Here is a 23,949-nt window from a genome sequence, read left to right as displayed (position 1 = left end):
GATGTGATGTGATGAACGAGAAATTAACCCAATACGTGAATGGTGTTTTTGCTCCATATAATGGGGTAAAAAGTGTTGACGAACTAAAAGTTGATCTACTCTCCGATCTACAGGAGCGGTTTAGTGAACTAAAAAAAGAAGGTAAGGCCGATGATACAGCCTTTGAGATGACTATTTATAGCATCGGCGACATCGAACAAACGGTACAGGAGGTTGCCAACCTCTCCCGCTCATTGGAGCGTCAGGTACTAACAAACTTCAGCGCAAGCAATTTACCAAATAGTGACTTCGTGGGTGTTACCGCACATAAAGGAAAATTTGTGGCAAGTGCATTGCACGGTTCCGACTTTTCCGGCGCAGACCTGACCGGCAGCTTATTTAAAGCAAGTGATGTGCGTGAAGCCAATTTTGACAATGCAAATCTGACTGATTGCAACCTATCTGCTATTGACCTTGCGGATTCGAGCTTCAATAAATCCACTCTTGTACGTACCGACTTCAGCAAGTCGTGGCTGGTCGGAACAAAATTTATAGATGTAAAACTGACCGACGTTAAGTTAACCATGACCGACCTAAGAAAAACAATCTTTGAAAATTGTATCTTTGACGGTGTGGACTTCAAATATTCTGACCTGACAGGGCTTTGTTTAGATGGTCAGACATTTATCGGCGTTAAGTTTGACAAGGCGGCGTTAAAAGAAGTTTCATTCAAAGGCGCAACACTCAAAAATGTGTCTTTCATTTCAGGGTTTACCTTATCTAAGAAATATTACCGTGCTATTAAATCCATCTGTTTTGATGGCGCAATGATGGATAAACTGACCTACGCTGCGCTAAAAGGAATGGAAGTAGATTTATCAAACGTTACTGTTATATAAGGAGGAGATGAATATGCGAAAAATGTCAATTGAAGTAAAAGGTTTGCAAAAATCCTACAAGAAGCTTCAGGTCCTAAAGGGTGTAGATTTCGAGGTGGAAAAGGGAAATATTTTTGCTCTGCTTGGCTCTAACGGTGCCGGTAAGACAACGATTGTCAAAATCCTCTCCACCCTGCTGAAACCGGATGGAGGGACTGCCTTCGTAAACGGATTCGAGGTTGTGTCAATGGACGATAATGTACGGCAGTCGATCAGCCTCACCGGGCAATTCACCGCTGTGGATGAGGTTTTGACCGGGAGGGAAAATCTTATAATGATTGCCAAGCTGCGGCACCTTAAACATCCAAGCCAAATTGCGGATGAGTTGTTAAAACGCTTCGGTTTGATTGAGGCCGCTGATCGCAGGACTTCTACTTATTCAGGCGGTATGCGTCGCAGGCTCGATATCGCCATGAGTCTTGTGGGAAAACCGCAGCTCATTTTCCTCGACGAACCGACTACCGGGCTAGATCCCGAGGCTCGAATCGAGGTTTGGAAGGTAGTCAAAGAACTTGCTGACAGCGGCACGACGGTATTCTTGACTACTCAGTATTTGGAGGAAGCTGAACAGCTTGCTGATAGAATTGCTATTCTGCATGAAGGTAGGATTATTGCCAATGGCACGCTTGAGGAACTGAAAAAACTATTTCCACCTGCAAAGGTGGAGTATGTGGAAAAACAACCTTCATTGGAGGAGATATTCCTCACAATCATCAATAAAAAGGAGGAAAAGTAACAATGAATAAACATTTTTTCAGCGACATGAGCGTTATGCTTGGACGTTCCATGCGCCATATTCTGCGAAGCATAGACACTATCATTACGGTCACTATCATGCCGATTGCACTTATGCTACTGTTCGTCTATGTGTTTGGTGGTGCAATCAAAACCGGTACAGATAACTATGTGAACTACCTGATGCCCGGCATATTGCTAATAGCGATTGCGAGTGGTATTTCTTATACGGCTTACCGCCTGTTTTTAGATAAGCAAAGGGGTATATTTGAGAGGTTTCACTCCATGCCGATTTCGCGTTCCACCGTGCTGTGGGGGCATGTGTTAACCTCGCTTGTATCCAACGCCATTTCTATTGTCGTTATCATTCTCGTTGGGCTCATTATGGGCTTTCGATCATCGGCGGGGGTGCTGTCATGGCTTGCCGTAGCCGGAATACTCGTGCTGTTTACACTCGCCCTGACTTGGATCGCGGCGATTGCTGGACTGTCTGCAAAATCGGTGGAAGGTGCAAGCGCCTTTTCCTATCCGTTACTCTTCCTGCCGTTTATCAGTTCAGCGTTTGTACCAACTGATTCTATGCCGTCGGCAGTTCGCGCATTTGCCGAAAATCAACCGGTAACCTCGATAGTTGAATCCATTCGTGCGTTGTTGTCAAGTCAGCCAGTGGGTAATGATATATGGATTGCTCTTGCTTGGTGTGTTGGGATTATGATAGTGGCTTATATCTTTGCAATGAGTTCTTATAAAAAGCGGGTATAAGAATGTGATGAAAAATATAAATTTAGTAGAGGGAAGATCCAGAAAGGGAAAATTGTGAATTTCCACTTAAACTAACGAGGGCGTTAGCTTAATAAGCCAAATTAAAAAATCGGTTCCAAAAAATAAAAGGAATCGATTTTTTTCTATGCCGTAATTTGCTTAGCGTTGTCTACCCGCATTTTCTTGAAGATACCCCATTCTAAGTTTTTTTAGTTGTTGTTTTAAGAAAACTCGCTACAAAATGATCTGCCCAATAAATTTAAACTAAAAGTTTCGGTCAATAAATTTTTCCTTCATTCAATTGTTATTTATATGGGTACCTATCAAAAAATCCATAAACATAAGGGATTGCCCAATGTAAGCATTCTCTTTAAGGTTTCCAAAAAATCACCGACTGTCTTTATTGCAAACATTAATCTTTCTTGGATTTTGGTTGTAATGGAGCATTTCGCATAATTGGATACGTCATTAATAGCGCTATTAAACTTATTATAGTGATAAAAGTAAACAAAATTGTAACATTTAAATCCTTAGTTGTTAACCAACTATATAATGAAAAATTAACTACTCCACTGTAATTTAGCAACGTACCGATAATTAACAAAACCATTAACCAAATTACACTCTTCTTTAATCCTAATCTATAATAAATAGTGAATAATAGGAAGGTGATGGAAAAGATAAATGTTACAAACATAAGATCTATTAGAAAATAAGAAATAAATGAATATTCCTGTTTAAATAAGATTGCTGGATGCAATATATTAGCAGCTACATTCCAGCGCTCATAAAGCGTTAAGAGCATCCATTGAAAGATGTTTAAAAAAAATACGGTGACTAGGACACTTACTAAACTCACCATAGAAAAGGTTTTTAACAAATTAGTTCTTGTACTTCCCATCCCTATTGCTACAGGGAATATATTTTTGAATCCTGTAATTGCAAACAAAGAAATAATAACATAAGCTGGTCCTGAGATGGCGGCTACAACATCTTCTCCCAAGGTGAAGAAATAGCCAATGAATAACCATAACAAAAATAATGGGATTGTGAAATATAGTAAAATCATCTTCCCGAACGTAAATAATGCATTCTCATAAACCAACCTAAATGTCCCACTGTTTAAGTTCATATGCTCACCTCATTTCGTTCTTCCGTTCGATTTAATAAATAATCATGTAGGGATGCTGGTTCAATTGATATGCCATTGGTCTGAGCAATATGCTTCCATTCGTCAGTATAAGGTTCATCAAGCATGACTTTCATTTTAGTACCCATTTCTTGTTGCTCTAACACAGTATGCGACTGGATTATATTTAATAAAAAAGTCTTCTCCCCACTTAACCAAATACCTTTTTCCCTCATCGTTTCCATTGTTTCATGGAGAACTACCCTACCATCATGAATCACCACCAACGCATCACATAGTGTTTGAATTTCTTCGATATGATGGGAGGATAAAAAAATAAGTCTCGGGTTTTCTTCATAACTCTCCATTAATACTTTGTAAAATTTCTTACGCATACCTGCATCTAAGCCATTGGTCGGTTCGTCAAGTATTGTTATCTCAGCATTACTAGCAATACCTATAATAAATTGCAGTGCTGATTTCATACCTTTAGAGAGCTTAGTCACAGTTTTGCTTTCATCCAAATTAAAAACAGTTAAAAGCCCTTTAGCGAAATCCATATCAAAATTTGGATTGTAATAACTACCAAAGCGTAACGCATCTTTTACCTTCCAAATTACACTGAATGGATGCTCTTCTTGCATATAACATAAATGATTAGATGTTTGATGATGGTTATAAGGATTAAATCCCATTATGTTTATCTCACCCTGATCAGGTTTTAAATGCCCAGCTAACAACTTCATAAAGGTTGTTTTCCCAGTTCCATTTCGCCCCCAAAGTCCAACAATGATTTTTTCTCTCTCGGACAGATTAAAGTCATCCAATATTTTGGTTGTATCATAACTAAAGTGAACCTGATTGATTTCTATCATGATTGATCCTCCTTTTTAATTAGTTGGATAATCTTTTGGACATCCATCCCTAAACGAGCTCCTTCTTCTAATAGAGGGATTATATAATTCTGACGATATTGTTTCTGCCGTTCATCTATTATTTTTAGATAAGCTCCTTCACTCACAAACATTCCGATACCTCTTTTTTTATAAACAAAAGCATCATCCACTAAAGATTGAAGCCCTTTTCTTACTGTTGCACGATTAATATTGTAAAAGCGAGACAATTCATTCTCGGAGGGCAATTGTTCTCCTTCTTTTAAATGCCCTTCTACGATGTCATTTAATATGATTTGTGCAATTTGTTGAAAAAGTGGTTGATTTTCATCTAATGATGGCTTCAACGTTTCACCTCCGAATTCATATATATGTTCACTTGTATACTCGACTATTCAACTGTACAACGATATTAATTTTTTGTAAAGCAATTAAGTAATTCACCAAAAATTTTAAAGAAATATAGAAAGCGTACAGCAATCGAAGATATTCATGAACTGTGCAGGCATCCACCACATATACATTGCATAATATAGATATTGATATGAAATATTTATAAAAAAAGGATGATATATAAAATGTCATTGATGATATTGTGAGTATTTCAATAGCAAGAACTGTTCCCCTTCCTAGAGGCGGAGAAATACCCGACGTCCGGGACGATTATGGAGGGGACATTGATCGTTGGGAAAACGACGGCGGTAGAAGTCTAGGTAAAAGACATGACCACTATCGAGTCTAACTTACTATTTGTATGCTGTTCTCACTCTTAAATGAAACGAACTTTCCATTTTTGTCTAATTGGTTCATTCAATTTCTATCATATTAATAGAAAGTCATTTAATGTTTAATATTTTTGATACAGAATATACATTTCTTTTTCTGTTAAATCTGTTTCCCTCTTTAGAAAATAATTAAAAAGACAGAATCTTTATGGATTCTGTCTTTCTCATTTTTTGTTAAATTGATTAGATAGTGGTTTGAAGCATCCTATATACTTTTTCCAAATCAATATTTTGTCTCACATGATCAGCTAATAATTGATAGGCAGCTTCTCGTCTTTCAGCATCTGTCTTTACTTTCTGATCAATTGGATCAAGTCCCTTTTTAAATCGTAGTTCATTCACTATTTTTCTAGTAAACTCTCGATTATTAAAGATACCATGAAAGTATGTCCCAATTATTTGTCCATTCTTTGTAACGGCTCCATCATTTCGCCCATCTGATAACGCTAAAAAGGGTGAACAATTTTCATTTTCTATAACTGTTTTTCCAAGATGTATTTCATAACCTGTTAATTCCATATCTTTTTCGAAGACATCTACAGAAACTTTCCCTGTCATTTGTACGGTCTTTTTCACTTTATTAAATATGGTTGTTACGGGTAATAATGAAAGGCCTACTGCATTTCCTCCATCCCCTTCTACTGCATGAGGATCTTGAAGTGAGTGTCCTAGCATTTGAAAGCCACCACATATTCCGAAAATACGCGTTCCTTTTTCGACGAGTTTATGGATAACCGTTTCAAATCCTTCATCCTTTAACCACTGTAAATCTTCAATTGTATTTTTTGTACCTGGTATTATCAACAAATCTGGATTACCTAGCTCTTTTATATTACGAACTAAGCGAACGCCTACTTCTGGCTCATCAAAAAATGGATCAACATCAGTGAAATTAGAAATACGTGGTAAACGAATCATTGCTATATCGATTTCAAATTCATCTTGTTTTGGCTTTTTAAAACGTAAAGAGGATAATGCTAAGGAATCTTCTGCCTCAATATTAATATCAATGTAAGGAATGATACCGAGAACAGGAATCCCGGTCTCTTTTTCAAGCCATTCTACACCATCATCTAGTAACTCACGCATTCCTCTAAACTTATTAATAATGATTCCTTTAACTCGTGCTCTTTCTGAATCATCAAGAAGTGCTAATGTTCCTATGATTGATGCGAACATACCTCCTCGCTCTATATCTGCAACTAATATCACTGCAGCATCTGTAGCGTGAGCCATACGCATATTGGCTATATCTCGATCCTTTAAGTTAATTTCAGCAGGACTTCCAGCACCTTCTAATACAATAAGGTCATATTCATTTTGTAATTTATGTATTGATTGTTCTACAATCGGCATCGCTTGTTCAACAAAATTATTTCGATAACTTGTCGCACTCATATCCATAAAATGCTTACCATGTACGATGACTTCTGAGACCATATCTTGTTTTGGTTTCAGTAAAATGGGGTTCATATCTGTAGTTGCTATGACTCTAGCAGCTTCAGCCTGTACACCCTGCGCACGACCAATTTCGCCACCATCAATTGTAACAAACGAATTGAGTGCCATATTTTGAGATTTAAAGGGAACAACTTTCAATCCATCATCAGAAAAAATGCGGCAAAATGCGGTACATATCATACTTTTACCAACATCTGAAGCGGTACCTTGAATCATTAGTGCTTTTGCAGTCATAAGCTAACCTTCTTCCCTTAAAATTCTAACCCTTTTACTGCTGGTATTCCTCTTTCGTAATAATGCTTTGTTGCATCTATCGTTGATACTAAATCAGCTAAGTCTTTCAGTTCATTTTTTGCATTTCTACCCGTGATGACAAGGTGCATAGTTGAAGGACGATTTTGAATCGCCTCAATTACTTCTTGCAATGGAAGAACATCATCGATTAGGAATTTATCAATAGATAAAGCATTATTTAATTCATCAAGAACTAGTAAATCAATAGAAGGATCTGCTAGTGCAGTCTTAGCTTTTTGCCAGGCTAATTGTAAAGCTTTACGATGTTCTTCTGGTGTCTTAGTCCAAGTAAAACCAATGCCCATTTGTTCCATTTCTACACCGAGTTTTCGAAGGGCTAATGCTTCACCATATGTACGTTCAGGTGATTTGATAAATTGCATATATTTTACATGTAAACCTCTACCGATTGCTCGTAATGTAACACCAAGTGATGAAGTTGTTTTTCCTTTTCCATCACCTGTGTAGATTAAAAATAATCCTTGACGTGCCATTTTCCATTCTCCTTTTTTATAACCAAGTAGTTTTCTCTTCAAATGGAACTCTTGCAGTTGCAGGAACTTCTGTGCCTTCTTCGGGATAACCAATGAAAATTGTACCAATTACTTTTTCATTTTCTGGTGTTCCGATAAAATCATGCATGCGTTGATCATGGACTAAGCCTACTCCTCTGGTTCTCCATACAAAGCCTAAATCTAATTCTTGTGCTGCTAACCACATCGAATGGATTGCACAGCAAGTTGCGAAAATATTATCTTCTGAATCATCCGGTTTATCTGGAATTAATGAGGAAGTAACAACAATTGCAACGGGTGTAGTAGTTACTACTTTTAAAGAACTTTCTACTAAATGTGGTTTTGTTGGAAAGCGATGTTGTAAGTATTCCGTCGCCATTTCTTCATAACGTTTCATTGCCTCGCCTTGTATCACATAGAAATGCCATGGCTGACGTAATCGATCATTTGGTGCATATGTAGCTACTTCTAACAGTTTTTCAATTTTTTCTTTTTCAACAGGTCGATCTGCGTAATTTCGAATTGCTCTGCGCTCTTGAATAGCTTCAATAATCGTCATATTTGTTTCTCCTTAAATTAAAAAAATTTGCTTTTCATACCATTGAATTTTTTCTCGTAGTTGAACAACTTCCCCAACTAATACCATCGATGGATTATGAAATTCTTCTTGAACAACAAGTTCGTGAATTGTTTCCAAAGTTCCTGTTATCGTACGTTGATGTTCTGTTGTTCCCCATTCAATTACCGCAACAGGCGTAGTTGCACGTTTGCCATTTTCAATAAGCTTTTTACTAATATGCTCAAGATTTCCAACACTCATATAAAAAGCAATCGTATCAATCCCATTTGCTAATGCATCCCAGTTTAAGTGATCTTGCCCTTTCTCTTCACGGCCATGTCCAGTTACAATCGCAAAACTTGAAGCAAACTCTCTATGAGTAACAGGAATACCTGCATAAGCTGGTGCCGCAATACCTGCTGTAATTCCAGGAACAATTTCATATTCAATACCATGTTCAACTAACACTTCTGCTTCTTCCGCGCCTCGGCCAAAAACGCATGGATCTCCACCTTTTAAGCGTGTAACAATTTTACCTTCAAGTGCTTTTTCAACTAACAAATCATGAATTTGATCTTGGATGAAATGATGTTTTCCTGGGGATTTACCACAAAAAATAAGTTCTGCGCCTTCTTTTGCATGTTCCAATAATGATGGATTCACTAGACGATCATATGCTATGACATCTGCTTTTTGAATGCACTCTAGGCCATATACAGTAATTAGTTTAGGATCTCCTGGGCCTGCACCTACTAAATAGACTTTTCCTGTAGTCATTGAATTGTCCCCTTTTGTATTAATTTCTCAAATAGTTGTTCACGTTCTTCTATTTGTTTTGTTTTAGTCAATGTTAAAAACTGTGAATCTAGGAGTTCTTTTAAGAGTTCACTTTTAAGTTTCGGATCCTTTACTTCATCAATAATTTGACGTCTTGCCTTTTGCAAGAATAATATATAATCTTCATAAGAATCGTCATACTGCGCTTCTAATTCTTTTTTTATCTCTTTTGCGAGTTTTGGATTTGCACCTGATGTAGAAACAGCAATTGTCAATGGACCACGTTGAACCACTGATGGCACAATAAATTGACTAAGCTCTTCATGATCAACGATATTACAAAGCTGATGTTTATTAGCTGATTTAGCTACCAGTTCATTTGTTTTAGAAGAATTGGTAGCAGCAATGATCAAGAATGCATCGTTTAAATCATCTGGTGTAAAGGTTTTCTTTCTCCATTGAATTGTGTTTTCTTCAGCTAAGATTTGGAGTTTTGGCGATAATTCCGGGCTAATAACAGTCACATGTGCTTGAGCTTTTAATAGACTTACAACCTTACGTGAAGCAACTGTTCCTCCGCCAACAACTACAACAGGGCGATTTTCAATATTCAACATCATTGGATAATAATTAGCCATTTAAATCCACAGCTTTCTTCTGATAGTTTTTACACTGCTCAATCCATTGAACAACTAATTGTGGATTGGAAGCGAAGTGGAAATGTGTATATCCTGCGACTAAGTTTTCATGCATATAACCTTCACCTTGTTTTTTAAAACGGCTTTTTGTTTCATAGGCATAGTTGATGTCTTCTGGTTGTGAATAGGTAGAATAATGAAATTCGTGCCCCTTTGCTTCTTGACCTTCTGCGATTAAGAAATTCCCTTTTACACCAAAAATTTCACGATATCCTAATGCAACTCTTTTGGTTTGCATCTCTATTGTTCCTGGTATAGCGCCAACCATTTCAAAGCGTTTTCCATCAGTAGTGAAAATTGCCTCCGTTAAGAACATAAAACCTCCACATTCAGCTAATGTTGGAACACCTTTCGAAATTGCGTTATGTATTGATTCTTTCACTGCAGTTTGTAGTGATAGTTCGTTCGCAAACTCTTCTGGAAAACCTCCACCAATATAAAGCCCATTTGCATCAGAAGGTACTTCTTCCCCTTTTAACGGTGCGAAATACTCAATTGTTGCCCCATTCGCTTGTAGTAATTCGATATTTTCCTCATAGTAAAAGTTAAATGCTGCGTCTTTAGCTACTGCAATTTTAACTTGTTTATTCATTTTTTGTTCGAACATACTTGGCTGAATGGTTGATAGATGACTAGTAGATGATAGTTGATAAATTTTTTCTACATCGACGGTTGCACTGATTAAATCACCTAGTTCTTGGAAGTAAGGCTGTAATTCTCCTCGTTCGATTGCAGGAATTAACCCTAAATGGCGACTTGGCATATGGATATTCTGTTCTTTTTTTAAATAGCCAACTACTGGAATACCACATTCTTGTTCAACAGCAGCTTTCACTATTTTATAATGTCCTTCACTTCCAACCTGATTAGCAATAACACCTACTATATTGACGTTTTCGTTTAATAGTTGAAAACCTTTTACAATAGCAGCTACGCTACGAGCCATACTTGCACAATTGACAATTAGTAATACAGGACTTTTCGTTAAGATGCTTATTTCAGCTGTTGAACCTCGATCTTCTAAAGGAGATTTTCCATCATAGAAACCCATTACGCCTTCAATAATAGAAATATCTACATCTCTGCTGTTTCTTTCCAAAATATCTATAACCGTTTTATCATCAAACATCCAACTATCCAAATTACGAGAAGGTCTACCTGTAACTGCAGTATGGAATGTGGGATCAATATAATCTGGTCCACATTTGAATCCTTGTACTTGATAACCTTTTTGTTGTAATGCAGCCATTAATCCAATTGTAAATGTTGTTTTACCGACACCACTACCAGTACCAGCAATTACTAATCTATGTGCTGACATCTTATTTCCTCCTAAACTCGTTTCATTAATGCAACAGAAATCGTAGTATTGCCAGATTTTTTCTTAACTAGCTCTAGATTTTCTGCACCAGTATAAATTCTTACGGCCGGTTCACTTACACCGTAAGCGCCTGTATATTTAAATACAGTATCTGAAGGTGCTTCGATATTCTGTGCGTTTAACTCTTCTGGTTTATAATAAACAAACTCCCAACCATATTTTGAAACTACTTCTAATAAACCAACTTCATCTTTTTTCAATTCAATTGTACAAAGTGCTTTAACACTTTTCATCGAAATTTGAAGTTCATTTAACGTATTTTGAATAACTTGTTCAATTTCTTCGGCAGAAGTTCCTCGATTACATCCCATACCAATTACAACATTTTTAGGACGGTAAAGTACACCATTTTTAAGAATTTGTTCTTCTTCTTTCGATAAAATTCGATGAGTAATAACGAGAGCTGCATTTGGCTTTGCGTTTAATGCTTCTTGAATGGATGCATAAGTTTTTAAATTTTCAGGCATAGAGCTATCCAAATGCCACCAATTTGTTTCACCAGATTCTTGTACAATAGCAACGGGCTCCTCATTTACCACCGATGCACTAACAGGAGTTAGTTTTTCATCAGAATCCCATTCCCATCCAAATCGTGAACCAAATAAATCAACCGGAATTGTTTTTTGTACATCTGAAGCTGTGGTGATAATAGCACGAGCGTCTAAGACATGAGCAACTTCATGTGTTAATTGGTTCGCTCCACCTAAATGACCTGAAAGCACACTAATTACATTTTCACCACGATCATCTATTACAACAACAGCAGGGTCTGTCTTTTTATCCTTTAAGATTGGTGCTATCATTCGAACTACTGCACCAAGTGAAATGATAAGTATGATACCTTTATACTGTTTGAAAAGAGATGGTAGAAGCATTCGAACACTACCTGAAAATAATTGAATGTGCTTTGCTTCTTCATCTCCTTGTTCGAATTTACTCATATAGTAAACATCTGAATGGATAAAGGAACTATTTAGTTTCCGTGCAAGTTGCACACCATGTTTTGTAATGGCCACAATTGCATATGGATTTTGCTGTTCAATTTCCGGAATGATACCTTCTTGTAACTCGATCATTGTGGTTTCACGCCTTTTCTAAAACCATGTGTAAATGTAGCATCATATAATTTTGAACGGTACTCATCCTTGTCATGGATAGATGGATCTAATGCCCAACCAGCTAAAATCATTGCATGTTTCCGAATACCATTTTTACGCATATCTTCATCTAAATTAGCTAATGTTGTTCGAACGATTTTTTGATCTGGCCATGAAGCTCTTTGCACAACAGCTACTGGTGTATCATCTGTCCAACCAGCATCCTGTAATTCTTTCACGATTTTCTTCGTTAAAGTAGCACTTAAAAATAGCGCAATTGTACAATGGTGGCTTGCCAAGTCACGTAATTTTTCGAATTCTGGTACTGGAGTACGACCTTCTGCGCGAGTTAGAATCAATGTTTGTGTTAAATCAGGAATGGTTAATTCAGCACCAACTGCTGCTGCAGATGCGAATACAGAGCTAACGCCAGGTATAATTTCTGCATGGATATCTTCTTTTTTTAGTAATGCCATTTGTTCCATAATCGCTCCATACATGGCTGGATCTCCAGTATGGATACGTGCAACAGTTTTTCCTTCATTGACTCGATCAATGATGGTTTCTACCATTTCTTCTAAATGCATACCTGCTGTTTTTATAACTTCAGCATCAGGCTTAGCTTTAGCAATCAACTCTGCATTTACTAGTGAATCAGTATACATAACAACATCAGCTGTTTGTAAAATATGTAATCCTTTAACTGTGATTAAATCTGGATCTCCAGGACCTGCACCGACGATATAAATTTTCTTCATTATTTACGCACCACCATTAATGTTAAGTATTCTAACTCTACTCCATCTAACTCATCCATTGACCAAATGACTTCCTCTTCAGAAGTTACTTTTGTCACTACTGATGCTTTATCTAGTAGATTTAAGTCTTTGAGTACTACAATCATTAAGTCAATTACTTTTGCTACTTTGATAAACACGACTGCATCATGGTCTTCAATCGCTTTACGCATTTCAGCATAGTCATCACGTGCTGGAATAATTGCAACATGGTCATCTCCATCTGCTAATGCAATACCTAATCTAGATGCAGAACCATTAAAACTTGAGATACCTGGAACTGTTTTTACGTCTACATGTGGGTGAAGTTCTTGCATTAATTTCATCATATGAATGAATGTACTATATAAGAGAGGATCACCTTCCGTTACAAATGCAACATCTTTGCCTTCTTGTAATTTGCTATAAACTACGTCTACTGTATTGCGCCACTCTGCATCTAAGATTGCTTGGTCTTTCGTCATTGGAAAAACTAAACCAAGCATTTCTTTTTCACCCGGCTGAATGTAAACATCAACAATTCGTTGTGCGTAGCTTTTACTTCCTTTTCTTTTTCGAGGGTACGCAATTACTGGTGTTTCTTGAATTATTCGAAAAGCCTTTACAGTGATAAGCTCGGGATCCCCAGGCCCCACTCCGAGACCATATAATGTGCCGATATTAGTCATTCTTCTCTTCCTTTCGCACTGCTGTAATGATATAAATTGGGTTTAATGGTGAAAATCGATTCATCCCTAATATAGGTTTGTTATGAGACAATTGTGCATGTAAGATGCTTGTTTCAAAGTTCAATTCTTTAAAGCATTCAAGAGCTTTATATAAATTTTCAATAGTTGCTGCATTTAAAACGATTAGACCACCTTGATTTAATCGATCACAACAAACTTGCAATAGGTCTTTCATATTGCCGCCAGTTCCACCGATGAAAATTGCATCTGGATTTGGAAAAGTTTCTAAACCTTCTGGTGCTTTGCCATGAATTGCAGTGATGTCTGTTCGGAATTTATGTTGATTTTCAATACAATTTGCTAGGTCACCTTCATTTTTTTCGATTGCAAATACTTGTCCATCACGAGCAATTTTTGCAGCTTCTATTGCCATCGAACCGGTGCATGTTCCGATATCCCATACAGTACTGTCTTTTTCTAAATGCATTGCATGAAGACTTAGCACACGAATTTCCTTTTTGGTGATTAAGCCTTTATCAGGACGTCGTTGAGAAAATTCATCATCTGCAATTCCGAGAGACCATTTAGTAGATGGTGCAATTCGTTTTAAAATCACAACATTTAAAGGAGCGAAAGTACTTTCTTTCATATCTTCCAATGAATACCAGCCTGTTTTTTCGTGCTCACCTTGTAAGTTTTCTGCAACAAAAGCTTTATATTCAGTCATGCCAAACTGAATTAAATAGTCGGCAATAGCACTAGGATTATTTTCAGCATCCGTTAATAACGCAATTTTGTCGTGGCCATCAATCTTTTGAATTAATCCTTTCATTGATCGACCATGAACACTTGTAATATAGGCATCTTGCCAGCTTTCCCCGATTTTAGAAAATGCCAATTGTATAGAACTTACATGCGGATATACTTCTAATTGGATTTTTTTTGATAGATAGCTCCCAAGTCCATAGAACAGTGGATCTCCTGAAGCTAATATGACGATATTTCTTGTTTCATTTTGGATAATTTCGACAAGTTTCTTTAAACTGCTTTTTACCGTGATTTTTTCACCTATATAATAAGGAAAGAACTCTAACAATCTTTCGCCACCAATGAGGACTTCACTTTCTTCTATCCACGTAGCATATTGGGGCAATAAACTTGCTAGGCCATTGTCTCCTATACCGATTAATTTAATCGATTGTGTCAATTCCATCAGCCCTTCCTAATAATTCACCCTTCATCGAGTAAATAGCGGTATCCATCACGAGGCCACCTTTTACATGATTTAATGAGGATGTACAACACGCTTCACATAAATGATCGAAGAACCGCTTATTACCAGTCTCAAGCATAATCTCTCCGACCTGTGAAGCTGTGTTGGCAGCAGAAACCTGTTGAACGATTTCACTAGTTGCTCCAACGTCTTCTGCTAATTGTGCTAAAAATTCGAAGTTAATAGGAGCACTTTTTGAATGGACCATCATCACACCCTGTGCTACTTTTGAAAATTTCCCCATCATTCCTACAAGAGAAACTCTTTTAATGCCCAGTCTTTTACAATGTTTTACGGCGAAACCTACAAAGTCGCCCATTTCTATAAAGGCTTCCTCAGGTAAACCTTCGTATTGTTGCATAGCATATTTTTCACTTCTACCACCTGTTGTCATGACTACATGATCGTTACCTGTTGCATGCGCTACGCTAATGGCTTCTTCTATGCTTGCCATATACGCTGAACTTGAAAATGGTACAACCGTTCCTCTTGTACCTAAGATTGAAATTCCACCGATGATTCCAAGTCGCCCATTTAATGTGCTCTTAGCGATTTCCTCTCCATCTGGAACTGAGATAATCACTTTAACACCACGGGTTATTTTGAACTCGGCTAATGTTTCTTCTACTGTTGAATAGAGCATTTTGCGAGGTACAGGGTTAATCGCTGCTTCACCAACTGCTACCGGTAAACCGGGTTTTGTCACGCGACCAACACCAATCCCTCCGTCCAAACAAATACCAGGTTCATCTTGCCAACTAACAGTTGAAATAATTAAAGCACCATGCGTAGCATCTGGATCATCTCCACCATCTTTGATTGTTTCACAACTTACTTCTTTGTCAGTAAATGAATTCTTTTCAATTGTAAATGTTTCATCTCGCCCAATTGGTAAATGTATCGTAGCTGTTTCTTGTGCCTCACCAGTAATTAGGGCCGTTAACGCAGCTTTTGTGCAGGCTGTCGCACAAGCGCCTGTTGTGTAGCCATGACGCATTTGCGATGGGTCTTTTTTATTTTTCTTTTGCATTAAGCTTGATCAGCTAATATGGAAATGGCATTTAATGCTGCTACAGTTACTGTACTTCCACCTTTACGACCTAAATTAGTGATAAATGGTACCTCTGTAACTTTTGCCAATTCATCTTTAGATTCAGCAGCTGAAACGAAGCCTACAGGCATACCGATGATTAGATCTGGTTTTACTTCGCCTTCTTTAATTAATCGAATAAGTTCTAAAAGTGCAGTTGGTGCATTACCAATTGCATAAATCCCGCCATCATGTAAATGAGCTGCTTTTTGTATTGACATAATGGCACGAGTAGCTCCTGCTTCTTTTGCAGCCTTAGATACATCTTCATCAGAAATATAGCAATAAACATCACCACCATATTTTTGGAAACGTTTATGACCGGTACCCACTTGAATCATTTGTACATCTGCAATAACTGGTTTTCCTGCACGGATGGCTTTAATCCCAGCTGCAATAGCATCTGGATGAATCATCACACTACGACCTAAATCAAAATCTGCTGAAGCATGAATAATACGACGAATGATCTTCCACTCATCTTCAGTAAAATCATGTGGGCCATATTCTTCTGCGATTGTTTCAAAGCTATGTTCATAAATTTTATCTGGGTCAACTGTAAGTGGTTTGAAGTCTGTTTTAAAATCCATTTTATTTCCTCCTAGATAGTTAGTTTTGAAGTTAAATCTTCTATAACTCCCTCAAAACTAGAATGCATATTTTCATATTGTATTTTCGGTCTTGCAATCATGATCGTTTCAATACCACACGCTAGTGCAGCCTCTAATTTTTCATCGACTGATCCTACTTTGCCACTTTCTTTTGTAATCATTAACGTGACTTTGTATTGATGAATAAGTGCGATATTTAGCTCTTTCGAGAATGGTCCTTGCATTGCAATAATATCTTTTTGTTCTACACCTAAAGCTTGACATTTTTCCATATTGTCAAGTCTTGGTAGCATACGAGCAACCACTCTTGTATTTTCTAAACCTAATAAATGTTTTGTGAAAATCCCTAACGTTTTACTACCAGTTGTCAGCATAATAACGCCACGTTTTTCTCTAGCTAATTTTGCTGCTTCCTCATAGTCTTGAACCATAGTTACTAGCGGGTTACTAAAAGTTTGACTCGCTCTTTCATAGCGAATATATGGAATACCAGAAGCCTCTGCTGCAGACAGTGCATTTTTTGAAGCTTCTTCAGCAAAAGGATGGCTAGCATCTACGATTGCTTGAAATTGATTTTCTTTGATAAAATCCGTCATTTGCTCTGTAGTTAAACGACCGATATTTGTTTTTATACCAGCTTCACTTAAACTTTTAGCAGCAGATTCAGTTACGACAGTTGCTATTACCTTACGACCATTTTCTTCTAATTTTATTGCTAGCTCCCTTGCATCACTTGTACCGGCTAACATGAAGATCATTTTTCAGCACCAACTAGATGATCGTGGTGGTCATGATCATGATGTTCGTGACTGTGGTCATGGTCATGGTCGTGATGGTCGTGATGATGGTGATGCTCTACAAATTCAGCCGCATTTAGACGATATTGGCAAGTATCGCAATTCATCTTCACTTCACCTTGCAAAGATTCAGCAATACGATCTTTTAACACAGTTTTAAGTGCTGGATGATAGCCGAAATAGTTCGCTAATTTTACTTCAACCTCTGGGTATGTTGAGGCATATCCCTCACGCATACCTTGCATTCTTTCCATTAAAATCCCTGTAAATAAGAAATAAGGAAGCATGATGATATTCTTTGCACCCAGTTTCACACAACGCTCGATACCTTCATCAACTGTTGGGTATGTAACGCCCATAAATGCACATTCAACTGATAGTACATCAAGTTGTTCCCAGAGCATACGAGAGATTTTGTAGAAATCACTATTTGCGTCTACATCACTACCACCACGTCCGATTAATAGAATGGCAGTATCTTCATTTTTTTCCTCGATAGCAAATCCTGTATCGGTAAGTCGTTCTTTCAAAATATCAAAAATTCCTTCATGGACCCCAAGAGGTCTAGCATATACGATATTCACATTCGGGTATTTTGCTTTACCTTCATCGATTGCCGCAGGTATATGTATTTTAGAATGGCCTGCTTGCAATAAAATAATAGGAACTACATGAATTTCTGTTGCTCCCTTTGCAACGCAATTGTCAATACCTTGAGCAATATCTGGTGCTGCAAATTCTAGAAAACAACTTTCAACTAATAAATCTTGATCTAAAGTTGGTTTCAACTGTTCTATAAATTTTGTTACTTCCTCATTACCTGCTACTAATCTACTACCATGACCTACAAATAAAATGGCCTTCATATTTTTCCTCCTATAATCAGTCCCCACATGGTGCGGGTTCTATGTTAATTTTGGGTGCAATATCTTTGTACACAAATCCTTGTATTTGTTTCACTCTTTTAAAATATTTAAATAGTCGCTCATTTGGATGCGCATTTTGTTTATATTCTTGAATAATATTCGTAATAACATCAACTATTTTCTCTGGCTCAATGCCTTCTGCCACAGGTTGTCCTGCATGAGCTGTTCTTCCAACAGGCTTAGCACCTAGGAACAAATCAAATTTCCCTTTACGATAAATAATTCCGATATCTTCAGTAACGGCTTTGTAACAAGCCATACCACAACCATTGAATCCAATTGTTAATTCTTTCGGTAACTGAAGACCACCTAATTTTTCTTGGATCTCCTCAGCATAAGGAATGCCACCTGTTTTTTCGCCGTCACAGAAATCACAAGCCTTTAAAGTTAAGACATCTCCAATAGGTGAAAGTAAAAATCCAACACCATTTAGTTTTGCTGTAATCGCATCAGGATTAGAAGTTGGAATCTTCAATACGATTTGATGGTTCGGCGTATATTCCATGGTACCTTTTTCGCCAACAACCATTGCTAAAGTCATCATTTGTTCAGGTGTGAATTTTTTATTTGCAACACCAGGACTAACTGCTAATTCGAAAATTTCTTCAAAATCTTGATGAACATAATTTGTGGTTTTTGGTTGTTTACCAGTAACACGTTTTAACGCTTCCATTGCCATATTATATGAGCTTACTTTAGGTGATTGAGGTCGTATGTACTCAACTATTTGGTGCTTCTCATCTTTTTCAATTTTTTCATTTACTGAAGATTGTACTCGTTGAACACCAGTCATTTGATCCATAGCCCAAGGTTCCGCTTCTTCTCTCAAACGTTGATGTGGTTTTAATGCTTGCTTCTCGCTATTTAATGTATATTTTCTTTGATAACCTCGTGGAGTAATCATTTTATTGTCATAAAGGAAAGTTGAAGAGTTCCCAATGATGACTGTCGTCAACATACCGATATCATGATCTAGCATTTCTTTTAGATTTGTAATAATGATATGTTGACGATCACGATATGCACTTTTTACAAGGCCAACCGGTGTATCAGGTGATCTGTATTGTAGAAGAATACGTTGTGCCTCTACAATTTGGCGAGTTCTACGTCCACTGCGAGGATTATAGAGTGCAATGACAAAATCAGCCATTGCGGCAGCTTCCACTCTTTTAGCGATTAAATCCCATGGTGTTAGGTGGTCACTCAAACTTATCGTACAAGAATCATGCATAATAGGAGCACCCAACAATGATCCACATGAATTGATGGCTGAAATACCTGGGATAATCTCAATTGGTACCCCATTTGCTTCAGTCCAATCTTTTTCGATTAAAACTTCATAGACTAGACCAGCCATACCATAAACACCGGCATCGCCACTTGAAATAACTGCAACTTTTTTTCCGGCTTCTGCTTGGCGGACAGCTTCCTGAGCTCTTGAAACTTCCTCTGTCATTCCTGTACTAATCACTGATGTGTCATTTGTGATTAAATCTTGGATCAGTTCTACATAAGTTTTGTAACCGATGATAAAATCACTATCCTGAAGCGCTTCCACTGCTCTCGTTGTAATATGTTTAAAATCCCCAGGACCAAAACCAACGACATAAAGTTTCCCTTGTGATGTCATGCAAACCTCTCCTTTACAAATTATTTGTTTTTATCGATTCCTGTAATGGACGCGACCTCTGGATTTAATATCATTTCACCATTTTCCATACGATAAATTGTATGTTGTTCATTTTGTTGCTCTATACAATCTTTTACAATCCCACGGCCAATATCAGTTGTTGATGCTTTGTACCAACTCCCTTGTGGATAAGCAATTACAATGCATGCATCTTTACAACGGCCATTACATCGTGTTCTAGTGGTATGGATTTGTTCATCCATACCTAGTTGTGCAATTTCTTCACGAATTGCTAGCGTAATTTCTTCTGCACCTTTCTTCATGCAAGAACTTCCATTACAAATGAATAAATGACTTTTCATCCCAGATAAATTCCAAGTTGTCATATTCAACCTCCAATTAATTAAAATAAGATGGAGAAAAAAGGAAAATAAAAAACCTTAATTCCAAGAATTAAGGTTTAAAAACTAGATAATTCAGAAAAATAGCCAAATATAAAATGACATTCTGCTCTTATAGTCTTTACCTTTCCCTCCGAAAAGTATCGTACTTCTGTTTTTAAAAGCAGGTTTCCTGGCTTACACTTCATCTTACTCTGATCTCTTCCCAGTCTTCTTCGACCAGTGAGTATGTATCATTTCATCCATGTTACAGTAGCGGGGGCTGCATCGGATTCTAACCGATTTCCCTATTATCCCTTTGTGAAATTACAAGGGCACTTTTAAAATAATATGAAATTGTATAATATAGTAAAATTAAAAACTGACATAATCATATACTATTTCCAGACAATTTGAAATAGATTTTTTTATTCAAGTCCATTTTACAGAACGTTACTGTTGAAATTTATGCACAATATTTCTAAATACTATATTAGTTTATCTTTTTTAAGACAATCTTTCTTTTGCAAAATTTCTTTGTAAAAAATATAGTAGTATTGGAAATATAACCATGCTACACTAGATTAGTAATCTAACAATTCAATAAACTTTATGGTGCTAAATATTGAGATTTAGCTGAAAAGGGAAGTTTGTGAAATACAAACGCGGTCCCGCCACTGTAAAGACGAGTTATGTTTTTCTATGCCACTGTCAACGATGGGAAGGTAAAAACATAATGAAGACTCTAAGCCAGGAGACCTGCCATAAAGTGTGGATTTGTATCAGCCTACGAGGATAGGTGTGAGTATAGCTATGCTTTTTTGCAAAGCATTGTTTTACTATTCGTTAACACTTCTTCTGTTGGAAGAAGTGTTTTTTTATGTCCTGTTTGGTTTATTAGGAGGTGTATCTCGTTAATTCACGAACAATTGAATATAAAAATGGAGGAAAGATTAAATGATTAAGTTTAAGAACTTAGTAAACTGGAAGCTAATATATTTCCTATTAGCACTGTTGATCATACCAAAACCTGCATTCGCCATGCACATTATGGAAGGTTTTTTACCCGTTGAATGGGTAATTTTCTGGTGGGCTGTTACCATTCCGTTTTTAATAATTGGATTCCGTTCTATTAGAAAAACGATTGCAGAAAACCCAGAAACAAAAATGATGTTAGGCTTATCAGGCGCTTTTGCATTCGTATTATCTGCATTGAAAATTCCGTCTGTTACAGGAAGCTGCTCTCATCCTACTGGTGTTGGCCTTGGTACTGTTTTATTTGGGCCGTTTGCAATGAGTATTGTAGGTTTTATAGTACTTTTATTCCAAGCTTTGTTGCTAGCTCACGGTGGACTAACTACTTTAGGTGCTAATGCTTTTTCAATGGCAATCGTAGGACCACTTATTTCATATGGTGTATTTAAGGGTGTTACCAAAATAGGATTCTCATTTTCTTGGGCAGTGTTTTTAGCTGCTGCACTTGGCGATTTGGGTACCTATGTTGTAACATCTATCCAATTAGCACTTGCTTTCCCATCTGAAGTTGGTGGTTTCTTTGCTTCATTCACTAAATTTAGCAGTATTTTCGCTCTCACTCAAATTCCTTTAGCAATTAGTGAAGGTATTCTTACAGTTGTGATTATGAACTTCTTACAAAAATACAATTTAGCAGAATTAAAAGCTTTGAAAGTCTTTAAAAAAGGTGCTGAACAATCATGAAAAAAAATATAATATTAATCGCGATGGTAGTTATATTGGCTGTTCTGCCACTGTTCTTCCAAAAAGGGGCGGAATTTGGTGGATCGGATGATCAGGCTGAAGCAGCAATTACGAAAATTGATTCTTCCTATAAACCTTGGTTCTCAAGCATTTGGGAACCGCCAAGTGGCGAAATTGAAAGTTTATTATTTTGTTTACAAGCTGCTATAGGTGCTGGTTTTATCGGCTATTTCATCGGCTTCTCACGTGGAAGACACAAAAAAGAAGATAGTAAAGAAGGCAAAGGTAAGCATGTTACTCATTGATCAATATGCTTATATCAATCGCCTAGTAAAGACGCATCCAGTAGAAAAAATCGTTTTATCCTTTTTTCTATTATTATTTTCATTAACCGTAAAAGATGCGCTCATCTCACTCATCACATTTTTTGTTATGAGTTCACTTACAATATTGGTAGCTAAAATTCCATGGCAATATTATTTGAAAATGTTATGTATCCCTGGCGTTTTCCTGATAAGTAGTATGATTGGTATTTTACTATCGTTTACCCGACACCCTGAGCTTATTCATACTGCAATTTGGCAATTTCAATTGTTCGATTGGTCTGTTTATATTTCATCACAAAGTGTCAAAATGAGCATTCAGTTATTCTTTTCTGTGTTAAGCAGTATAAGTTGTTTATATTTTTTAACTTTAACAACACCGGTACATGATTTAATGCAAGTATTAAAAAAATGTAGAGTACCTCAATTATTAATCGAATTAATCGAACTTACGTATAGATTCATATTCGTTTTTTTAGAGAAATCATTTGAAATTTTCCAATCACAAAATTCAAGACTTGGATATCTTTCAATTAAAAGAGGGTTGCATTCTTTAGGAATGCTTATTTCTTCTTTATTTGTCCATGTTTTTCAGCGTTCTAAGGAATTATCAATGGCTATGAATTCTCGTGGTTACGATGAATCCATGGTTTATCTTGAGGATCCTTACCAATATTCTGCTAGAAATTGGGCGATCATTTTTATTATCATTTTGTTAATCATTGCGGTCTACATTCAGTTTGGGGGCATTCTAGTTTGAATGATTTATTCTTTGAAATTCAAAATTTAACACATCGTTATGCTGATGGGACTGTAGCTTTAAATAATTTATCTTTGAAAATTGCTAAAGGTAAGAAGATTGCGTTGCTCGGGAATAATGGTGCTGGAAAATCTACATTATTTCAGCACTTAAATGGAATTCTGAAACCGACTTCCGGGCAAATTCTCTTTCAAAATCAACCGATGAAATATAACCGCAAATCATTGCTGGCATTACGCTCCCATGTAGGGATTGTTTTTCAAGATCCTGATTCTCAACTTTTTGCTGGTAATGTTCGTCAAGATATATCGTTTGGTCCTATAAATCTCGGATGGTCCATTGAAAAAGTAACTGAAATGGTTGAATGGGCAATGTCTGAAACAGAAGTGTCTACTTTACAAGATAAACCCATTCATTTCTTAAGTATTGGCCAGAAAAAAAGGGTTTCAATTGCTGGTGTGTTGGCAATGAATCCTGACGTGTTTATTTTAGATGAACCTTCTGCAGGACTAGATCCCTATTATGCAAAGCAAATTTTGCAATTGCTTAATACAATTCATGAGCTTGATAAAACCATTATTCTTTCTACTCATGATGTGAATTTTGCATATGAATGGGCGGATGAAATCATTGTTATGAGTGGTGGAGAAGTTATCTATCATGGGGATCCTTTTGGTATTTTTGAGCAAGAGCAACTGTTATTAAAATCTCATTTAGAAAAGCCTTGGGTATTTGAATTGGCTCAGGTATTACAATCTAAAAATGTAATTGATAAAATTGAAGATTTTCCAAGAGATAAAGAAAATTTAATAGCATACTTGAAATGAAAGTTACCCAATAGCTTCTAATTCAAGTTTAAAAGGGCTGTTCAAAAGGTGAATTAATAATTCATCTTTGAACAGCCTTCTTACTTAAAAAAAATTCTGCTATTTATTCTGCTAGGCACCACCGCAAAGTGCACTGAAAAACGAT

At 36.8% G+C, this 23,949-nt stretch carries 26 protein-coding genes and 2 riboswitches; of the genes, 7 read left to right on the top strand and 19 right to left on the bottom strand.

All coding sequences use genetic code 11. The annotated features are described in order from the left end of the window. Window positions 1-11: 11 nt before the first annotated feature. The 3 genes from ACIQ4I_RS01980 to ACIQ4I_RS01970 are packed head-to-tail and all read left to right on the top strand — an operon-like array spanning window position 12 to window position 2,414. Window positions 12-878, top strand: coding sequence for a pentapeptide repeat-containing protein (locus ACIQ4I_RS01980; RefSeq protein WP_403092316.1), 867 nt, complete (start codon window positions 12-14; stop codon window positions 876-878). Between the two features lie 13 nt (window positions 879-891). Beyond that, window positions 892-1,653, top strand: a complete 762-nt coding sequence (locus ACIQ4I_RS01975) for an ABC transporter ATP-binding protein (protein WP_403092315.1) — start codon at window positions 892-894, stop codon at window positions 1,651-1,653. A 2-nt stretch (window positions 1,654-1,655) separates the two neighbouring features. Then, window positions 1,656-2,414, top strand: coding sequence for an ABC transporter permease (locus ACIQ4I_RS01970; RefSeq protein WP_403092313.1), 759 nt, complete (start codon window positions 1,656-1,658; stop codon window positions 2,412-2,414). A 412-nt stretch (window positions 2,415-2,826) separates the two neighbouring features. Here the strand turns inward: ACIQ4I_RS01970 and ACIQ4I_RS01965 are convergent, their stop codons facing one another. The 19 genes from ACIQ4I_RS01965 to ACIQ4I_RS01875 form a co-directional block, all read right to left on the bottom strand. Next, window positions 2,827-3,546 carry a hypothetical protein gene (locus tag ACIQ4I_RS01965; protein WP_403092312.1) on the bottom strand — a complete coding sequence of 240 codons (720 nt, stop codon included), beginning with the start codon at window positions 3,544-3,546 and terminating at the stop codon, window positions 2,827-2,829. Further along, window positions 3,543-4,418: an ABC transporter ATP-binding protein gene (locus ACIQ4I_RS01960; protein ID WP_403092310.1), complete on the bottom strand. Its 876-nt coding sequence runs from the start codon at window positions 4,416-4,418 to the stop codon at window positions 3,543-3,545. Before ACIQ4I_RS01960 ends, ACIQ4I_RS01965 begins: the two co-directional genes overlap by 4 nt. Next, window positions 4,415-4,783: a GntR family transcriptional regulator gene (locus tag ACIQ4I_RS01955; protein ID WP_403092308.1), complete on the bottom strand. Its 369-nt coding sequence runs from the start codon at window positions 4,781-4,783 to the stop codon at window positions 4,415-4,417. Before ACIQ4I_RS01955 ends, ACIQ4I_RS01960 begins: the two co-directional genes overlap by 4 nt. A gap of 621 nt (window positions 4,784-5,404) precedes the next feature. Next, window positions 5,405-6,916, bottom strand: a complete 1,512-nt coding sequence (locus tag ACIQ4I_RS01950) for a cobyric acid synthase (RefSeq protein WP_403092306.1) — start codon at window positions 6,914-6,916, stop codon at window positions 5,405-5,407. Window positions 6,917-6,933: 17 nt separating this feature from the next. Then, window positions 6,934-7,470 (bottom strand): cob(I)yrinic acid a,c-diamide adenosyltransferase, encoded by a 537-nt coding sequence (locus ACIQ4I_RS01945; RefSeq protein WP_403092304.1) that lies wholly within the window; start codon window positions 7,468-7,470, stop codon window positions 6,934-6,936. A gap of 16 nt (window positions 7,471-7,486) precedes the next feature. Then, on the bottom strand, window positions 7,487-8,050 hold the full coding sequence (locus tag ACIQ4I_RS01940; protein WP_403092302.1) for a nitroreductase family protein: 564 nt from the start codon (window positions 8,048-8,050) through the stop codon (window positions 7,487-7,489). Window positions 8,051-8,062: 12 nt separating this feature from the next. After that, window positions 8,063-8,827 (bottom strand): uroporphyrinogen-III C-methyltransferase, encoded by a 765-nt coding sequence (gene cobA, locus ACIQ4I_RS01935; protein ID WP_403092300.1) that lies wholly within the window; start codon window positions 8,825-8,827, stop codon window positions 8,063-8,065. After that, a complete protein-coding gene (locus tag ACIQ4I_RS01930) occupies window positions 8,824-9,465 on the bottom strand; it encodes an NAD(P)-binding protein (protein ID WP_403092298.1) in 642 nt (213 codons plus the stop codon). The genes cobA and ACIQ4I_RS01930 overlap by 4 nt, the downstream gene beginning before the upstream one ends. Continuing rightward, on the bottom strand, window positions 9,458-10,846 hold the full coding sequence (locus tag ACIQ4I_RS01925; RefSeq protein WP_403092295.1) for a cobyrinic acid a,c-diamide synthase CobB: 1,389 nt from the start codon (window positions 10,844-10,846) through the stop codon (window positions 9,458-9,460). Before ACIQ4I_RS01925 ends, ACIQ4I_RS01930 begins: the two co-directional genes overlap by 8 nt. Window positions 10,847-10,857: 11 nt before the next feature. Then, window positions 10,858-11,982, bottom strand: coding sequence for a cobalt-precorrin 5A hydrolase (locus ACIQ4I_RS01920; RefSeq protein WP_403092293.1), 1,125 nt, complete (start codon window positions 11,980-11,982; stop codon window positions 10,858-10,860). Further along, on the bottom strand, window positions 11,979-12,761 hold the full coding sequence (gene cobM / locus ACIQ4I_RS01915) for a precorrin-4 C(11)-methyltransferase (protein ID WP_403092291.1): 783 nt from the start codon (window positions 12,759-12,761) through the stop codon (window positions 11,979-11,981). The genes ACIQ4I_RS01920 and cobM overlap by 4 nt, the downstream gene beginning before the upstream one ends. After that, the gene (gene cobI, locus ACIQ4I_RS01910; RefSeq protein ID WP_403092289.1) at window positions 12,761-13,468 is read right to left on the bottom strand and encodes a precorrin-2 C(20)-methyltransferase; all 708 of its coding nucleotides are present in this window, start codon (window positions 13,466-13,468) and stop codon (window positions 12,761-12,763) included. Before cobI ends, cobM begins: the two co-directional genes overlap by 1 nt. After that, a complete protein-coding gene (gene cbiE, locus ACIQ4I_RS01905; RefSeq protein ID WP_403092287.1) occupies window positions 13,461-14,681 on the bottom strand; it encodes a precorrin-6y C5,15-methyltransferase (decarboxylating) subunit CbiE in 1,221 nt (406 codons plus the stop codon). The genes cobI and cbiE overlap by 8 nt, the downstream gene beginning before the upstream one ends. Further along, window positions 14,659-15,771: a cobalt-precorrin-5B (C(1))-methyltransferase gene (locus ACIQ4I_RS01900; protein ID WP_403092285.1), complete on the bottom strand. Its 1,113-nt coding sequence runs from the start codon at window positions 15,769-15,771 to the stop codon at window positions 14,659-14,661. The genes cbiE and ACIQ4I_RS01900 overlap by 23 nt, the downstream gene beginning before the upstream one ends. Beyond that, window positions 15,771-16,421 (bottom strand): precorrin-8X methylmutase, encoded by a 651-nt coding sequence (locus tag ACIQ4I_RS01895; RefSeq protein WP_403092283.1) that lies wholly within the window; start codon window positions 16,419-16,421, stop codon window positions 15,771-15,773. Before ACIQ4I_RS01895 ends, ACIQ4I_RS01900 begins: the two co-directional genes overlap by 1 nt. 11 nt (window positions 16,422-16,432) lie before the next feature. Continuing rightward, window positions 16,433-17,200, bottom strand: a complete 768-nt coding sequence (cobK, locus tag ACIQ4I_RS01890; protein WP_403092281.1) for a precorrin-6A reductase — start codon at window positions 17,198-17,200, stop codon at window positions 16,433-16,435. Then, complete coding sequence (locus ACIQ4I_RS01885; protein WP_403092280.1) at window positions 17,197-18,105, bottom strand: sirohydrochlorin chelatase; 909 nt, start codon at window positions 18,103-18,105, stop codon at window positions 17,197-17,199. The genes cobK and ACIQ4I_RS01885 overlap by 4 nt, the downstream gene beginning before the upstream one ends. 16 nt (window positions 18,106-18,121) lie before the next feature. Continuing rightward, window positions 18,122-19,795 carry a precorrin-3B C(17)-methyltransferase gene (gene cobJ / locus ACIQ4I_RS01880; RefSeq protein ID WP_403092278.1) on the bottom strand — a complete coding sequence of 558 codons (1,674 nt, stop codon included), beginning with the start codon at window positions 19,793-19,795 and terminating at the stop codon, window positions 18,122-18,124. A 20-nt stretch (window positions 19,796-19,815) separates the two neighbouring features. Further along, window positions 19,816-20,181: a (2Fe-2S) ferredoxin domain-containing protein gene (locus ACIQ4I_RS01875; protein WP_403092276.1), complete on the bottom strand. Its 366-nt coding sequence runs from the start codon at window positions 20,179-20,181 to the stop codon at window positions 19,816-19,818. Window positions 20,182-20,341: 160 nt separating this feature from the next. Continuing rightward, window positions 20,342-20,533, bottom strand: a riboswitch (cobalamin riboswitch). 238 nt (window positions 20,534-20,771) lie between these two features. Continuing rightward, window positions 20,772-20,956: riboswitch (cobalamin riboswitch) on the top strand. Between the two features lie 176 nt (window positions 20,957-21,132). Between ACIQ4I_RS01875 and ACIQ4I_RS01870 the strand changes: the two genes are divergently transcribed. Genes ACIQ4I_RS01870 through ACIQ4I_RS01855 form a run of 4 tightly spaced genes read left to right on the top strand, consistent with a single transcriptional unit; the run spans window position 21,133 to window position 23,804 of the window. Beyond that, window positions 21,133-21,894 carry an energy-coupling factor ABC transporter permease gene (locus tag ACIQ4I_RS01870; protein ID WP_403092274.1) on the top strand — a complete coding sequence of 254 codons (762 nt, stop codon included), beginning with the start codon at window positions 21,133-21,135 and terminating at the stop codon, window positions 21,892-21,894. Further along, window positions 21,891-22,199: an energy-coupling factor ABC transporter substrate-binding protein gene (locus ACIQ4I_RS01865; protein ID WP_403092272.1), complete on the top strand. Its 309-nt coding sequence runs from the start codon at window positions 21,891-21,893 to the stop codon at window positions 22,197-22,199. The genes ACIQ4I_RS01870 and ACIQ4I_RS01865 overlap by 4 nt, the downstream gene beginning before the upstream one ends. After that, the gene (gene cbiQ / locus ACIQ4I_RS01860) at window positions 22,186-22,977 is read left to right on the top strand and encodes a cobalt ECF transporter T component CbiQ (RefSeq protein ID WP_403092270.1); all 792 of its coding nucleotides are present in this window, start codon (window positions 22,186-22,188) and stop codon (window positions 22,975-22,977) included. Before ACIQ4I_RS01865 ends, cbiQ begins: the two co-directional genes overlap by 14 nt. After that, a complete protein-coding gene (locus tag ACIQ4I_RS01855; RefSeq protein WP_403092268.1) occupies window positions 22,974-23,804 on the top strand; it encodes an energy-coupling factor ABC transporter ATP-binding protein in 831 nt (276 codons plus the stop codon). Before cbiQ ends, ACIQ4I_RS01855 begins: the two co-directional genes overlap by 4 nt. Window positions 23,805-23,949 lie beyond the last annotated feature (145 nt).

The organism is Rummeliibacillus sp. NPDC094406 (assembly GCF_044763875.1).
Lineage (GTDB): Bacteria > Bacillota > Bacilli > Bacillales_A > Planococcaceae > Rummeliibacillus.
The sequence above is the reverse complement of the archived record's forward strand: the minus strand, read 5'-3'. Positions and strand labels throughout refer to the sequence as shown.